The organism is Acetobacter sp. KSO5 (genome assembly GCF_044094635.1).
Classification (GTDB): Bacteria; Pseudomonadota; Alphaproteobacteria; order Acetobacterales; family Acetobacteraceae; genus Acetobacter; species Acetobacter cerevisiae.
This window is the reverse complement of the sequence record NZ_CP172014.1, coordinates 566964-581729: the sequence shown is the minus strand read 5'-3', so window position 1 is coordinate 581729 and position 14766 is coordinate 566964. Positions and strand designations below refer to the sequence as shown.

Here is a 14766-nt window from a genome sequence, read left to right as displayed (position 1 = left end):
TGCGCTCAAAACTCCACTCCCTGCTGGGCGCGGACGCCATTTTTGAAATGGTGTTTGACCAACGTCATTTCCGTCACCAGATCCGCCGCCTCAATCAGCTCCGGTTTGGCGTTGCGGCCTGTGACCACCACATGCTGGCCCTCGGGCCGGGCCGCAAAAGCTGCCAGAACTTCAGGGAGCGGCAGGTAATCATACCGCAGGGCGATATTGAGTTCATCCAGCACCACAAGGGCGACATCCGGGCGGGAGAGGGCCTCCTTCGCCACGGCCCATGCCTGCTGGCAGGCGGCAATATCCCGCGCGCGGTCCTGTGTTTCCCACGTAAAACCCTCGCCCAGAGCATGGAATTCCACAAGGCCCTCAAACCGGTCCAGCGCCCGGCGTTCACCCGTATCCCACGCCCCTTTGATAAACTGCACCACCACCACGCGACGGCCATAGCCGACCGTGCGCAGGGCCAGCCCAAAGGCGGCGGTCGATTTGCCTTTACCCGGCCCGGTATGGACCATGAGCAAACCTTTTTCGATCTGCTTGCCCGCGACTTCCTGATCCTGCACAGCCTTGCGCTTTTGCATTTTCTCGCGATGGCGGGCGGCTTCACTTTCCGGAGAGGACGGCGCGGCAGAGGTCATGTGAGGGTTTGTCCTGTATCAGTTTTGGGAAAAGTGAGGCTGACATCAGCCGGTGTGCGGCGGGCATCACGCGGCCAGAGGGGCACGACGGGAGCCAGAGCCGGTTCATCAGCTCCAACCTCTGGCGTAAGCCCGGCCGGTCCATTGACCATAAAAAGGCGCGCAAAACCCTGCGGCATGGAGGGAGCCAGCAAGGCGGGGGGAGTGCCAGCCGCCAGTGCGCTCAGCACCCGCAGGGGGCCGCCGTGAGACAGCACACAGGCAGGTGTGCCGGCCTGCTGCACATCCTGCCAGAAGGCCAGAACGCGGCGGCAGAGGGCACGACCGCTCTCCCCGCCCGGTGGCACAAAGCCCTCCGGGTCCGCAGCCCATGCGTCCAGCAGGCCGCGATCAATATCCTGCCAGGGCTGACCTTCCCATTCCCCAAAATCCATTTCTGCCAGCCGGGGGTCGATTCGTAAGTCCATCCCTGTGGAAGCGGCCAGTTTACGCGCCATCTGCTGGCAGCGTTCTGCGGGGGAGCTGTAGAGCACCCGGCAGACTGCGCCCTGTGCCAGCACAGCCAGCCCGGACGTGACCCGTTCCCACCCCGGGCGCAGGGCGACATCCTGCCGCCCGTAACACACGCCCTCCGGCACCATGACGGGTGCGTGGCGCACTAATAAAACAGGGAAAGACTGCGCCATTTTTCTCTCCTCAGCCAGAAGCGGCCGGTCTTTATAACCCCTGCCCTGACACCTCTGCTGTTGTAAACCACGCTTTTCAACGCAGCACCGTCCCGCCCGGCTCCGTGCATTTCACGAAGACCCGGTATGAGACCAGCCAGAATGTGGGGGCGAGGCCGGATGACCACAAGCCAGCACATGGAAAAATGAACCCGACACAGCGCCTCTGCGCCCACCGCATGGACCGAGGTCTGTGCCGTCTCCGGCCCGTAGGTTTGCAAGCGGTGCATCCGCCCCCGCTTCCACCACTGTTGCATAATGGAATTCATGCCCGCGCAGTGTGGTGCCCGCCTGCCCCAGCACGGAGGGCGCCAGCAGCGTAGCCTCCCGATAGCCCAGATTGAGCTTGCGCCGCGCAAAGGAGGTTACGTGGCCCAGCAGACCCGTCATGCGGTGGCGGGTGCCCTGCGCATCCTCCAGCGCCTCGCCCAGCACCATGAAGCCCCCGCACTCCCCATGCACCGGGCGCGTTTGCGCAAAGCGGGCCAGCCCCTGCCGGAAATGCTCTGCCGCCGCCAGTCGGCCTGCATGCAGTTCGGGGTAGCCGCCGGGCAGCCAGCACACATCGCAGGACGGGTCTGGCGCTTCATTCGCCAGTGGTGAGAACGGCACCAGCTCCGCCCCGGCCTGCCGCCAGAACAGCGCCAGATGCCCGTAGAGGAAGGAGAACGCGGCATCATCCGCGAGAGCGATACGCTGGCCGGGAGGTGGGAGAGCGCCGGGGGGGAGCGCCTGAATAGGAGCCGAACTGGAGCCTTGTAAGATGGCTGAGTTTAGGGGGGTAAACTGACTATTCGGAGCCTGTAAGAGCGTATCTGGCAGGAGGTTTTCTGGCAGGGGTCTGGCCGTGGCAAGAATGGCGTCGAGGTTGAGTTCGCGTTCGGCCTTGTCGGCCAGATCTTCCAGCCAGTCGGTCAGACCGTCATGTTCGCGGGCCTGCACGAGCCCCAGATGGCGCTCCGGCAGGGGTGTGCCGGGCTGGCGGAGCAATGTGCCACAGACGGGCAGACCAGCCGCCTCAATGGCCCCTTCCGTCAGTCTGGCATGGCGCGGGGACGCCACGCGGTTGAGCACCACACCGGCCACCTGCACGTCCGGTTGCCATGTTGCAAAGCCATGCGCCACCGCGCCCACCGTCTGGCCCTGCCCGGACACATCCAGCACCAGCAGCACGGGAATATTGAAGCGGGCGGCAATATCGGACGGTGAACCGCGCGCGCCATTGGGGGCGACTAATCCGTCAAACAGGCCCATGGCGGATTCCACCACCACGAGGTCCACATCCTGCCGGGCGGCTTCCAGTGTTGCGGCCAGCAGGGCCGGGTTCATGCACCAGCTATCCAGATTGAGGCCGGGGCGACCCGTGAGGGCGGCATGGAAGGCGGGGTCAATATAGTCCGGGCCGGTCTTGGCAGCGCCCACCCGGATACCCCGCCGCCGGAAGGCCGCCAGCAGGGCCAGCGTGACCGTGGTTTTCCCACCGCCGGACCGGGGTGCTGCCACCATGATAGCGCGTACGCTCATGCCCGTTCTCCGCTTTCCAGAACCTGCGCCACGCTGTTGCCGCGCGGGTGCCACAGGCCACGCTGCCAGACATCGGCAAAGCGGGCGCGCATGGCCTCACGCGCTGCCGGGTTTTCCCGCTGGAGGAAGGCATCACACGCCTCATCCCCCAATGTGGCCGCAAAAACCATATCGAACTGCTGGTCAAACCGCTCCGGCAGCGTGGCGGCAAACCCATGCAGGGCATCCAGCCCGCGGGCCAGTTCCGCAGCGCCTGCGTAGCCATGCTGCTGCATGCCCTCAATCCAGCGCGGGTTGGCCAGCCGCCCGCGCACAATGCGCGTCACTTCCTGCGCGGTGGCGCGCAGGCGGGGCCTGTCCGGGCGCGAGGTATCCCCATGCCACAGCGCAGGGCTGGCCCCGAGGGTTGCTGCCGCTGCGGCCAGACCGCCTTCATGAGCGGCGTTTTCCGGACTTTCCAGCATGTCAGTCTCCGCGTGGTCCTGCACATGCAGCACGGCATCCGCCTGCCCCAGAAGGGTGGCGAGTGCAGCGGCGTCCTGCCCGCCGTCTCGCCCGCCGCCATAGGTCCATGCGGAGCCTTCCAGCCAGGCTTTGCCCAGAGCGGCCTGATCCGCGCATGTGCCGGTTTGCAAAGCCTCTTCCACCCCGGTGCCGTAGGTGCCTGACGCTGCGCCAAAAATGCGGGCAGTGGCACGAGTGCGGGCTTCACCGTCCAGACCTTTGGCGCTGGCGGCCAGAGGATTCCATTCTGGCGGCTCTCGCCGGTTGGCGACGGCGCTGACAACCTGATCAAACAGGGCAATCTGATCGGGAAAGGCATCGCGGAACAGGCCGGAGATACGCAGCGTAACATCCACGCGGGGGCGATTGAGCACGGGCAGCGGGATAACTTCAAACCCGGTGACGTGCCCCGTGCCTTCGGCCCGTTTGATCTCCACACCCATCAGGCGGAGGGCGAGGGCCATGTCCTCGCCGCCCGTGCGCAGGCTGGCTGAGCCCCACAGGTCCATGACCAGACGGGTCAGCGGTTCGCCCTGTTCCTGCAAATGCCGTGTGAGCAAAAGCTTTTCCATTTTTTCTGCCAGAACCATAGCGGAGGGCGTGGGGAGTGCGCGCGGGTCCAGCGTGAACAGGTTGCGCCCGGTGGGCAGCACATCCAGCCGCCCGCGTGTGGGGGCTCCGGCGGGTCCGGGTGTGACAAACCGGCCAGCGAGGGCGGCCAGAAGCGCCTGTGCTTCCGCCGGGCCGCTCTGGTTGATGCGGTTTGCAATCTCTTCTTTCAAAGCCCTTTGCTTTTCAGAGGTCTGTGCCTCGCTCTGAATACGCTCATCCTGAGGCCTGCATGCCTGAAAAATAGCCTGTGCGAGCGTGTCGGCCTTCGGCGCGTTCTGGCCGAACACGTGCAGGCCATCCCGGATTTGCAGATCTTTTACGTCACAGAGATAAGCGTCCAGACGGGCCAGCGCTTCGGCCTCATCGTCCTCACCGGGGCGGACACCGCTTTCTGAAAGGACGCCGGTGCGGGATGCTTTTTCCAGAATATCCTTACGGAGCAGCGCACCCCGGCGCGGGTCCAGACCATCGGCCTCGGCATATTCGTCAATCAGCCGTTCCAGCGCCTGCATATCTGAGGAAAGGTCTGCCTGCATGACCGGGGGCGTCATGTGCCCGATGGTGACAGCGCCCAGACGGCGTCTGGCTGTGGCGGCCTCGCCCGGATTGTTGACGATAAACGGGTAGATAACCGGCAGATCCCCCGTCAGCACGGCAGGCGCGCAGGAGGCGGACAGCGCGGCGGCCTTGCCGGGCAGCCATTCCAGCGTGCCGTGGGTGCCCAGATGCACGAGCGCATCCAGCCGCCGCACACTGCGCAACCAGAGATAGAACGCAACATAGGCGTGGCAGGGTGGGCTGTCCGGGTCATGATACAGGGCTTTGCGGTCGGCCTGCCGCCCCCGGTCCGGTTGCACGGCCAGCGTCAGATGGCCCAGTTCTATTGCCCGCAGGTGAAATGTGGCGTCCTGCACACACGGGTCCTGCTCCGGCTCTCCCCATGCCTGTGTAACGGAAGCCATAAATGCAGCATCCAGCCCGGCGGCCAGAGCACGATAGGTGGCGACGCAGAACAGAGGCCGGGGGGCACTTTGCGCCAGCAGGGCCGCGAGCTGTTCCGGTTGCGGCAGAGGTGCTGCACCCGTCTGATACCCCTCCGCCCGCAGCAGGGTGAGGATGGAAGCCAGACTGGCGAACCCATCCAGCCCGACAGCGTGAGCCACGTGCCCGGTTTCCTGCGTGAGCCCTGCCCCCGGATAATCGGACAGGATGATGCCCACGCGCTTTTGCTCAGGGGACAGATACCGCAAACGTGCCCATGCCAGCGCACGGTCTGCCGTCTGGCGGATGCCGGGCAGATACGGCACGCGGGCGGCAGGCAGACCGGGGGGTGCTTCTGCGCGGAAGGAAATGGGAAGGGTGGCGATACTCCCATCCAGTTCCGGCAGCACCGCCTGCATGGCGAGATCCGACCGGGAGAGACCGCGCGGGCTGCGTTCCCACACCGCCTGCGTGGCCCCCGGTTGCAGCAGTTGCAGAATGGGCACATCCGCCCCGGTGAGGGGAGAGTCCCCTTGCGGGTTTCTGGAGGAAAACAGCGTGGCGTTGAGCAGGATATCCGGTTTTGACCGCCTCAGTGCCTCTGCAACCCCTTTGGCGACGACTGGATCTTTGAGCGAGGTGACGAAAAGCATCTCCACCGTGCAACCCTGCGCCGCGAGGGTTTCGGCCAGCAGATCCAGTGCGGCGATATCCCCTACCATCAGATGCGCGCGGTAAAATACCAGCGTGGCCCGCATGACACGGCCTGACGGCAGGCGGGTGGCCTCCCGATCAATCCCGTCTGCGGCTGTGGCTTTTACAACCGGAACGCCTGTCACGGTGCGATAGAGGCCCCACTGCGGCAGAGGCTCCGGCTGCGCGCCCTCATCCGGGCCTTGTCCGGCGAGACCGGCCATCAGGCGCAGGGCGTTCACCATATTGCGGGTTCCACCATGCTGAAAAAATCCGTTTAGGCGATTACGGATTTCTTCAGGAACGGTGGAGAGGTCCGCCAGACGGGTATCATCCTGCATGGGGACTGAGGCACTCGTTCCCTGCCGCATGGCCTCACCGGGCAGGAGGGCCAGCGGTACCTTATGCTCCCGGCACCATGCGGCCAGTTCCTCCGCGCCATAGCGCCAGTAATCCAGACCGCCCAGCAGACGCACCACCACACAGCGGGCCTGCGCCAGTGTGGTTTCCAGATACAGATCCACCGACATGGGGTGGCGCAACCGGGCCAGACTGGTGACCTGAAGAGACGGCGGTGCCCCCTCTGCCCCGTGTTCGGCCTTTAGCCGCTCCTGCGCGTGGAGCAGGCCGAGCAGATCGCTCTCCGTAAAGGAGAGGACCACCAGATCCGCAGGCGGCAGGCCGAGGTCTTCGGCCTCATCCTGCTCATCAAGCGTCCTGTTTTCCCGAACAAGGAGGTGCATAGGGCGGTCCTGCCTGTTTAACCGGCGGTGGTTGCGGCGGCATCTGCCGCGAGGGCTGCCGTAATGGCGGCCTCATCCAGCCCCTTCTGACCGATGACCACAATGCGGCCCGTGCGGGCGTCCTGCGGGGTCAGCAGGCGGTCAAACTCATGCCGGAAGCGTGTGCCCACGCCCTGCACGGCCAGACGCATGGGTTTGCCCTGCACGGTGGCAAAGCCTTTCATGCGCAGCACGTCATACCGGGCGGCGACATCCTGCAAGAGTGTCAGGAACCGTTCGACGGAAAGCTGCTCCGGCACGGTGACAACGAAGCTTTCAAAATCATCATGCTCATGCTCGCCATCTTCCGCATCATGGTGGGACGGACGGGCCTGAAGGTCTGCCTCGGCCTCGGCACCAAGGCCCAGCAGCACGGCGGGGTCCACCTTGCCATCCTGCGCACGGATAATCCGCACGGGGCGCGGGCAGAGCTTTTTGATCTCGGCTTCCACGGCGTCCAACTGGGCGGCGTCCAGCAGGTCGGTCTTGTTCAGCACAATCAGGTCTGCCGCGTTGAGCTGGTCTTCAAACACTTCGGCCAGAGGGTTGTCATGATCCAGTGAGGGATCCGCCTCGCGCTGTTTGGCCACGGCTTCCGGGTCATCCGCAAAGCGACCGGAGGCCACGGCGGGGGCGTCCAGCACCGTAATCACGCCATCCACCGTCATGCGGCTGCGCACGGTGGGCCAGCCAAAGGCCTTAAGCAGCGGCTTGGGCAGGGCGAGACCGGAGGTTTCAATCACCACATGTTCCGGCGGGTCGGCCCGGTCCAGCAGGGCTTCCATCGTGGGCAGGAAATCATCCGCCACGGTGCAGCACAGGCAGCCATTGGTGAGTTCGACAATATCATCCTCCCGGCAGCCTTCCACACCGCAGCCGCGCAGGATTTCTCCATCAATGCCCAGAGAGCCGAATTCATTCACCACCACGGCAATGCGGTGGCCCTGCGCTTTTTGCAGAATGTGCCGCAGGAGCGTGGTTTTTCCGGCCCCGAGGAAGCCGGTGATGATGGTTACGGGAACGCGGGCGGGTAAACCGGTCATGACGGGTCCTGTTCGGTTGCGGGCACGCGGCCCAGAATCATATCAGACAGTGAGGCCGGGCGGCGGGAAGGCATAACCGTGCCTTTGGCAGAGGCTGCGTAAAGTTTGGCGTAAGCCAGCAGATCTTCCGCTTTTTCCGGCCCGAGATGGCCGAGCAGCCAGGTCCAGCGGTTGGGCATGGAGATGGCCGCTGTGCAGCCCCGGTCACACGCAGCCAGACAGGCAACGGGACGCAGGGTGATGGGTTGCGGGCTGGCCTCCAGCACCGTTTGCAGGCGGTCCAGCAATTGTGCGCCCGGAGGATGCTCCATGGCGGGGCCACCGCGGCGGCAGGTGGTGCAGACATGCAGCACCGGGCCTTCTGCCGCAGCAGGAGGAGATGATGGGGGAGAGGCGGAGTGCGTAACAGACGCAGGCATAAAATTTTCCCGATCAGGCACCATCCCATGCGGAACAGCACTTAAACGGAGTGCACAACTGGTGCTCCTGCCGGGGCAGGAGTGATGCGCGGCGCGGCGCACCCTCGCCTTCCGGGCACCCCGCCGGACACGACACCTCAAACAACCGCCCGCCCCAAAAGGCGCACGGATGATGGCAGGTCTCCTGGCTTGTGTCGTGCAGGTCTGCGCGGGGGTTAACCATGCAGTCTGCGGGTCTGCCTGCCTTCCCGGCCCGGTGGGGGCCGGTGGCATGGACCTGCCCGGTTGAGGGGGCAGGCCCACAGCGGACCATGCAATCACTTACAGTTGCGGGGGCAGCGACGGCCTTGCAGCCGAAGCTGCGCACCGTTCTTCCCTTTTCATCCCTTGCGGGACACCATCATGCGGCTGAGCATCGCATAACCGGGGTATTTTTCAAGTCATGAGCGGACCGCGTTCCGCACACACCTGTTCCGCCGCCTCTTCATCCTCATGCTCGCCCAGATGCGCGGGGAAGGCATTACCGCTAAGCAGAATGACCAGCATGGAGAGCGCACAGACGCCAAGAGCCACCGGCACCAGAACGCTGACCCCATACACCGCCAGCAACTGCCCACCCAGTGCGGAACCAAGCAGAATACCAAGGTTGCTGGTGCTGTTGATGGCCGCCCCGGCCGTATCCGCCGTGGTGGCACGGGCGCGAATGGCGCCGGACATCATGAACGGAATGATGGACGCATAGCCCGCGCACCACAGAGCCGCGACACCCACGCCACCCCACGCTGGCATGAACTGGCCGCCCAGCAGCCCAATCCCCAGCGAAATAGCAGCCCCCGAGGCCAGCACCCCCACACGCGGCCAGCGGTCCACCATAAGGCCGGACGCCCACAGGCCGGACAGGCTGAACACCCCGATAAACAGCAGCGCCACACTGACGGAGGTTTCCGGCAGGCCATGCGCCATCAGCAGCGGGGCGATGTAGGTGTACACCACGTTATGCCCGACAAAAAACAGCGCATTGGCCGAGATTACCCACGCAAAAGCCCGGACAGACTCACGCGGCACCTTATACGGCCCGGACGGACGCCCGGCGGGTTTGATGACTGGGGGCAGACAAACCGCAATCAGCACCGTCAGGACCGCAGCCAGACCCGCCACGACCATAAGGGCCACGCGCCAGCCCGCCAACTGGCTGATGGCCGCCGTTCCCGGCACGCCGAGCACGCCCCCCATGGAAGACCCGCCAAACACAAAAGAGATGGCCCGGCCTGTCAGTTTTTTAGGAACCAGATGGGCCGCGTAGGCGGACACCATGGACATGAGCAGCGCATGCGCGCCCCCGCCAATCGCGCGGCCAAAGCACACGATGCCAAAGGTGGGCGCGAAGGCTGAAATCAGGTTGGAGACCACATACCCAGAAAGGGCGATAAGCAGCAGACGTTTGCGCTCGACGCGCGCGGTCAGCACCGTCAGCGGGACAGCGGCCACCGTGACAATAAGCGCATAGGCGCTGACAGCAAGCCCGGCGCGGCCTGTGCTGATGTTAAAAGCGCGCGCCATATCCAGCAGAAGCCCAACGGGAGCAAGCTCACTGGTGATAGCCGTAAAGGTTGCCGCGCACAGCGCGACAAGGCCGATCCGTGTTGAAACAGAAAGCGTGCTGAACACTGTTTTCACCCTTGCTCAAAGCGTTCGTCAAAGGGCGGTGTCCATATCGTATTTTTTCTAAAAATCTTCCCCTAAAAAACCGCTGCAACAATTCGTGAACAGGAGAGTGAGGTTGGCGGGTTTTACGAAACCCGCCCCTGCTCAGATCGGCCACGCCAGCAGCCGCGGAAAAGCTGGGGAAATGCCCCACAGGCCACATGCCGGAGGGCGCACCTGCCCCATGCCAGCCACCGGGTGGGAAGGAAGACAATTTTGTGACGGGAGGGGGTGAGGCGGGAGGAAGAGGGCAACCGGGCAATCCCCTGCCCTCTTCCCAACCCGAATCAGGGGCCGGACCCTTGAAGAATGGTCCGGCCTGTCTTGAGGTTACCTTATTTGCCTTTGGCCAGCGGATTGACCACCGGGGTATCTTTCCGCAGACTTTTGACCAGTTCCGGCGTCACCTGATGGTCGCCGGTGCCGAATGTGGCCGTGATGTAGTTTGTCAGGGCCGCAATTTCCGCATCGCTCAGACGCTGGACGTTGGACTGACCATCAAAGCCCGGCATGAAGGCATGTTCCGTGCCTGCCGTGCGATCCACCCCTTTGAGGATGGTCATGATCAGGTTGTCCGGACGCCCGGCCCCCACTGTGGAGTTGTTGAACAGCGACGGCACGTAATGGTCCTTCGTGCCAGCGCCATCATGCCCGTGGCAGGCGGAACAGTTGGCATCATAGATGTGCGGGCCATCCATTTCCGCCAGATCATCAATCCGCTGCGGGCCTTTGGTGCGGATGTCGGGCATTTCTGCTGCCTTACCGGCAGCGTCACGCGCGGTATGGTCGGCATCATCATCCATCGGCGCGACCTTCAGGATAAAGGCGGCCAGCGCGTGCAGGTCCGCATCCGTCAGGTGGCTGGTGCTGTGCTCCACGGCCTCGGCCATGGGACCAGCAGCCTGAGCACGACCGGCCACATGCCCGCTGCGCAGGTAAGCCACCAGATCATCCTCGCTCCAGTCACCAATACCACCGGTTTTGCTGGAGGTGACGTTGGGGGCATACCATGTGCCGAGTGACCCGCCAGCCAGATAATGGTCCTGCTTTTCACTCAGCATGAAGTTACGCGGAGTATGACAGGTGCCACAATGTTCCAGCGCATTGGCCAGATAGCGGCCACGACGCAGCGTGTCATACGTGCTGGAATCACCCGTTTCCGGCGTTTCCTTACTGGCGACAAAGTTCCACGCCATCATGGCTGAACGGAGGCTGGCCGGGAAAGAGAGATTTGTCTCCTCCGGGGATTCCGCAACAGGTTTGACCACGTGCATGAACCACGCATACAGGGCTTTTACGTCCTGATCCGTCATGCCGGCGTAAGACACATACGGCATAACCGGATACAGGTAAGACCCGTCCTTGCGCACGCCATGACGGAGCGCATTTTCAAAGTCGGCTTCCGTATAAGACCCAATACCGTGCTGCGGGTCCGGCGTGATGTTGGTGGCAACCACATCACCCATCGGGGTGGCGATTTTCAGGCCGCCCGCAAAGGGTTTTCCGCCCGGTTTGGTATGACAGGCCACGCAGTCTGCCGCTGTGGCGAGATACGCACCACGCGCCAGTTCTGCATCCGCACTTTCCGGCTGGGCCGCGGCATTTGTGCCGGAAGCCGGCGCCATGGCAGCCCCGGTTGCTGCGGACTGGCTGTTTGCAGGCGTTGCAGCCTCCCCGGCGGGAGCCGGGGTTTGAGAGGTTGGGCTGTGGTCAGATGTTTTGGCATCGGACCCGGCGGCAGGCTTGCCCTCTTCCGCCACAGGTGCGGGCACCGTGGGCTGGGCTGGTGCAGGCTGTGCGGCAGGCTTGTCGGCAGGTTTATCCGCAGACTGAGCCAGCGCGACCGGAGACAGAGCAACCGGAGCAAGGGCCACGCCACCGAGGGCTGTTCCGGCAACGAGTGCGGAACAGAGGAGAGTTCTGAAATCAGCCATGAAGCAGTTCTTTTTTCAGCGTATCTGCAACACGCAGCGCCAGCGCTGCGACCGTAAGAGTGATGTTGCCCGTGCCCACGGTTGAGAAAACTGAGGAACTGGCAATAAAGAGGTTCTCATGGTCATGCGTCCGGCAATGGCCGTCCACCACGGAATCCTTGGGGTCCGTGCCCATGATGGTGCTGCCGGAGGGATGGTCCTGCGGGAAGTAGCCGGGGGTCCATTCCTCATCCGTGCCGTGCATCAGGCCGATCAGCTCCTTGAACACCTTGCGGGTGTGTTCACAGCTTTTCACGGTGTATTCCGGCAGTTTGTAATACACGTCCGGGTGCGGAATGCCGAGAATGTCCTTGTTGGTCTTGCTCAGCGTCAGGCGGTTATCCGGGTCGGGCAGCGCCTCGTTATGGCTGAACAGACGCACGGTGTGGGAGGACAGATACCGGATCTGCTCTTCCAGCTCCCGCCCGACATAGCCTTTGGAAATGGCCATCTGGGTAGCGAAATCGACCTGATTGTCATCCACCATATGCACCAGATACGCGCCGCGCTCATTCCGCCAGTCACCATCACGGAAATTGTCGATCACGTTCGTCTCCAGCGGACCACGGCCCGGCCAGAGGGCTTTATCGCCACTAATGAACGTCACCTGCACGCCGGTATGGTCCATCATGTTCCGCCCGACATGCCCGGAACTGTTGGCAACACCATCCGGGCTCTGCTCATCAGCGGAGACCAGCAGCAGTTTGGCGGTTTCAATACAATGCGCGGCAATCACAAAGTATTTGCCGGTTACGCGGTGTGAGTTTTTGTCCGGGTCATAATACTGCACACCGGTCACGCGCTTGTTCGCACTGTCACGCTCGATTTTATAAACCACAGCGTTCGGGATGAACTTCGCCCCGGCGGCCTCGGCATGGTACACGGAATAGCTGCCATTATACATCGCCCCGATGGGGCAGATGGGCATGCAGTTATTGTGGCCTTCACACGTCGGACGGCTGTCATACGGGCGGGTATTACGGGCCTGCGGCTCATGCACCACGCGCCAGGGCGTCTTCTCGTCAATCAGCTTGCGGAACTGCTGCGCGGCGTAGGAAATGGGCAGCGCTTCCATCGGGTACGGCTGCTTGCGCGGAGAGCCGAGGTCTTCCTTGGCCGGGTCCGGCCCGCAGACGCCCATCATCACTTCCGCCTGATAATAGAACGGTTCCAGGTCTTCATATTTCAAAGCCCAGTCACGCCCCTGCCCGTAGCGGGTTTTCAGCTCAAAGTCGGACGGCAGGTAACGCCATGCGCACCCGGCCCAGTGCCATGTGGTGCCGCCCATCATACGCAGGTACACCTGCTGATACGCTTCCGCATTCGGGCCGGAGGTGTGCAGGTAATCGTTCGGGGTGATCTGGTTTGGCGGATGTCTGGCCCACGGCACAGCCGGGAACGGTCCCTGATAAGAGGGCTTGTTTTCCAGATTACGGAAGTTTTCTACAAAATGCTGGCGGTCCACACGGGGGCCTGCTTCCAGCACAATGACGGAAATTCCGGCACGCGCGAGTTCATTGGCAATGGAAGACCCGGCAACACCGGACCCGACAATGACAACATCGGCGGAAAGAGTCTGTTCAGAAGGCATACGGCTGATATTCCCGCTCTCAGGTCGGTTCTACGACGAATTTAGAGGGTGAAAGGGCTGGATGCCCTGTGGGACGGTCGACTTCCGGCGGCTGGGTGGTCCAGTAGAACGGGCCGCCTGTGGCGTAGGTCTTGGGGTAAATGGCGTCCTTCGTGATGTCGAACATCAGGGCGGAGCGATAGACCACCACCTTGCCGTCCGCCACACCGCGATACCAGCCGGTCATAATATCGTGGATGACATCCTTCAGAGCCGGGTCCGCCTTCTCCGCCGCCGCAGCAAATGCGGAGGCACTGGTGAACTGCCCGGAGCCCATCAGATCATGCAATTTGCTGATCTGCGCCTGCCGGTCGGCACTGCTCTGCACAATTCCTGCATAGATGGCATTCCCGATACGCAGATCCAGCGTGGGCCGATCTGTCAGCAAACGAGAGACCGCCATGAACTGCGTGGCCACAGGGTCCGCGCCAGATGCGGGGCTGGGTTGCGTTTCCTCCGCACCGGCAATGCCGCTGGCAACACCATACGTAACGGCAGCGCCCATGCCCGTCATCAGCATATCGCGCCGGGACATCCGCATCAGTCTTGCCATTCTCATAGCATTGGGCGAGACATTTTGCAGATTGACAGGCACGCAGGGCCAGTCTTTCTTCATGGTCAGTCCTTTTCCACAGGTTTGTACATAACCGGGCAGACCATCGGCCCAGATGAGCCATGGTCCTTTTTGTTATTTCATCAGGGGTAAAGTCTATAATGACGTACCCGGCAGGCATCCAGCCTGAAATTCCCGCCTTTCCGGATTTCCTCAAAATGATATTTATTCTCAAATAGAATACATATTATTGCCATTTTTGCAGGCGCATTGTTTTCTGTTCAGAATGTTTTGACCGCCTGCACAGGGTTATTCTGGCCATGACGCCCTCTGAACTCCGACTGCGGCCCTGATTGCCTTCCCCGGCCGGACTGATGAGCCTCACACTTTTCTGAATATTACAAAGACGTAGCCCGTATTGACCGGCCTGCGGCGTCTGTTATATTGCTACCAATATATTTTACATGTCAAATATTCCCACCCTAACAAAATAGAGGTTTCTGGTGACCCAGCACGGCCTGCCGGCTCTGGATGATTCCGCGTTCAACTCCATGGCGCTCACCTTCCGCGTTATGCGGCTGGCAGCGGTGTGGCGCACGCGGCTGGAACGCGCCCTGCGCCCGCACGGCATGACTGTGGCGGTCATGCGGCCTCTGGCGTATCTGATGATGATGCCCGAAGGCACCACCCAGCGGGATCTGGCTCTGGTGATGGACACGGACTGCTCCGCCCTGGTGCGGGTGCTGGACCTTCTGGAAAAGGAAGGCCTGCTCTCCCGCACGCCGGATGCGCAGGACCGCCGCGCCAAATGTCTGAGCCTGACCCCAGCGGGGCGGGAAAAATGCGCTCTGTTCCACAAGGTTGCAGGAGAGGTGGAACACAGCATGAAGCAGGGCATGACCGCGCAGGATACGCAGGGCCTTCTGGCCCGCATGGATGCCCTTCTGACCACCGCCCACTCTCTGGCCTCTTAAGGCCTTCGGAATAGCCT

At 62.7% G+C, this 14766-nt stretch carries 11 protein-coding genes and 1 riboswitch; of the genes, 1 reads left to right on the top strand and 10 read right to left on the bottom strand.

Features of this window, described 5'->3' with window-relative positions; genetic code table 11:
• Positions 1-5 precede the first annotated feature (5 nt).
• The 10 genes from cobO to ACHQGU_RS02530 all read right to left on the bottom strand — a co-directional run bounded on the left by cobO (position 6) and on the right by ACHQGU_RS02530 (position 13838).
• The gene (cobO, locus tag ACHQGU_RS02575) at positions 6-632 is read right to left on the bottom strand and encodes a cob(I)yrinic acid a,c-diamide adenosyltransferase (protein WP_395495760.1); all 627 of its coding nucleotides are present in this window, start codon (positions 630-632) and stop codon (positions 6-8) included.
• Positions 629-1318, bottom strand: coding sequence for a histidine phosphatase family protein (locus ACHQGU_RS02570; RefSeq protein ID WP_082779361.1), 690 nt, complete (start codon positions 1316-1318; stop codon positions 629-631). Before ACHQGU_RS02570 ends, cobO begins: the two co-directional genes overlap by 4 nt.
• A gap of 111 nt (positions 1319-1429) precedes the next feature.
• The gene (locus ACHQGU_RS02565) at positions 1430-2881 is read right to left on the bottom strand and encodes a cobyrinate a,c-diamide synthase (protein WP_395495759.1); all 1452 of its coding nucleotides are present in this window, start codon (positions 2879-2881) and stop codon (positions 1430-1432) included.
• The gene (gene cobN, locus ACHQGU_RS02560) at positions 2878-6414 is read right to left on the bottom strand and encodes a cobaltochelatase subunit CobN (protein ID WP_395495758.1); all 3537 of its coding nucleotides are present in this window, start codon (positions 6412-6414) and stop codon (positions 2878-2880) included. Before cobN ends, ACHQGU_RS02565 begins: the two co-directional genes overlap by 4 nt.
• A gap of 17 nt (positions 6415-6431) precedes the next feature.
• Complete coding sequence (gene cobW, locus ACHQGU_RS02555; protein ID WP_062143794.1) at positions 6432-7496, bottom strand: cobalamin biosynthesis protein CobW; 1065 nt, start codon at positions 7494-7496, stop codon at positions 6432-6434.
• Positions 7493-7915: a DUF1636 domain-containing protein gene (locus tag ACHQGU_RS02550; RefSeq protein WP_063907084.1), complete on the bottom strand. Its 423-nt coding sequence runs from the start codon at positions 7913-7915 to the stop codon at positions 7493-7495. Before ACHQGU_RS02550 ends, cobW begins: the two co-directional genes overlap by 4 nt.
• Before the next feature lie 156 nt (positions 7916-8071).
• Positions 8072-8332: riboswitch (cobalamin riboswitch) on the bottom strand.
• An 18-nt stretch (positions 8333-8350) separates the two neighbouring features.
• Positions 8351-9583 carry an MFS transporter gene (locus ACHQGU_RS02545; protein WP_062250103.1) on the bottom strand — a complete coding sequence of 411 codons (1233 nt, stop codon included), beginning with the start codon at positions 9581-9583 and terminating at the stop codon, positions 8351-8353.
• Between the two features lie 371 nt (positions 9584-9954).
• Positions 9955-11244 carry a cytochrome c gene (locus ACHQGU_RS02540; protein ID WP_062271488.1) on the bottom strand — a complete coding sequence of 430 codons (1290 nt, stop codon included), beginning with the start codon at positions 11242-11244 and terminating at the stop codon, positions 9955-9957.
• Between the two features lie 301 nt (positions 11245-11545).
• Positions 11546-13183 carry a GMC family oxidoreductase gene (locus ACHQGU_RS02535; RefSeq protein WP_062250105.1) on the bottom strand — a complete coding sequence of 546 codons (1638 nt, stop codon included), beginning with the start codon at positions 13181-13183 and terminating at the stop codon, positions 11546-11548.
• A gap of 19 nt (positions 13184-13202) precedes the next feature.
• The gene (locus ACHQGU_RS02530) at positions 13203-13838 is read right to left on the bottom strand and encodes a sorbitol dehydrogenase family protein (RefSeq protein WP_062250107.1); all 636 of its coding nucleotides are present in this window, start codon (positions 13836-13838) and stop codon (positions 13203-13205) included.
• Positions 13839-14326: 488 nt separating this feature from the next.
• Between ACHQGU_RS02530 and ACHQGU_RS02525 the strand changes: the two genes are divergently transcribed.
• A complete protein-coding gene (locus ACHQGU_RS02525) occupies positions 14327-14749 on the top strand; it encodes a MarR family winged helix-turn-helix transcriptional regulator (RefSeq protein WP_395496365.1) in 423 nt (140 codons plus the stop codon).
• Positions 14750-14766: the final 17 nt, after the last annotated feature.

Excerpts from the sequence above, each read along its gene's own strand:
- cobO (WP_395495760.1), bottom strand. The coding sequence starts at position 632 with ATGACCTCTGCCGCGCCGTCCTCTCCGGAAAGTGAAGCCGCCCGCCAT.
- ACHQGU_RS02570 (WP_082779361.1), bottom strand. The coding sequence starts at position 1,318 with ATGGCGCAGTCTTTCCCTGTTTTATTAGTGCGCCACGCACCCGTCATG.
- ACHQGU_RS02565 (WP_395495759.1), bottom strand. The coding sequence starts at position 2,881 with ATGAGCGTACGCGCTATCATGGTGGCAGCACCCCGGTCCGGCGGTGGG.
- cobN (WP_395495758.1), bottom strand. The coding sequence starts at position 6,414 with ATGCACCTCCTTGTTCGGGAAAACAGGACGCTTGATGAGCAGGATGAG.
- cobW (WP_062143794.1), bottom strand. The coding sequence starts at position 7,496 with ATGACCGGTTTACCCGCCCGCGTTCCCGTAACCATCATCACCGGCTTC.
- ACHQGU_RS02550 (WP_063907084.1), bottom strand. The coding sequence starts at position 7,915 with ATGCCTGCGTCTGTTACGCACTCCGCCTCTCCCCCATCATCTCCTCCT.
- ACHQGU_RS02540 (WP_062271488.1), bottom strand. The coding sequence starts at position 11,244 with ATGGCGCCGGCTTCCGGCACAAATGCCGCGGCCCAGCCGGAAAGTGCG.
- ACHQGU_RS02535 (WP_062250105.1), bottom strand. The coding sequence starts at position 13,183 with ATGCCTTCTGAACAGACTCTTTCCGCCGATGTTGTCATTGTCGGGTCC.
- ACHQGU_RS02530 (WP_062250107.1), bottom strand. The coding sequence starts at position 13,838 with ATGAAGAAAGACTGGCCCTGCGTGCCTGTCAATCTGCAAAATGTCTCG.
- ACHQGU_RS02525 (WP_395496365.1), top strand. The coding sequence starts at position 14,327 with ATGGCGCTCACCTTCCGCGTTATGCGGCTGGCAGCGGTGTGGCGCACG.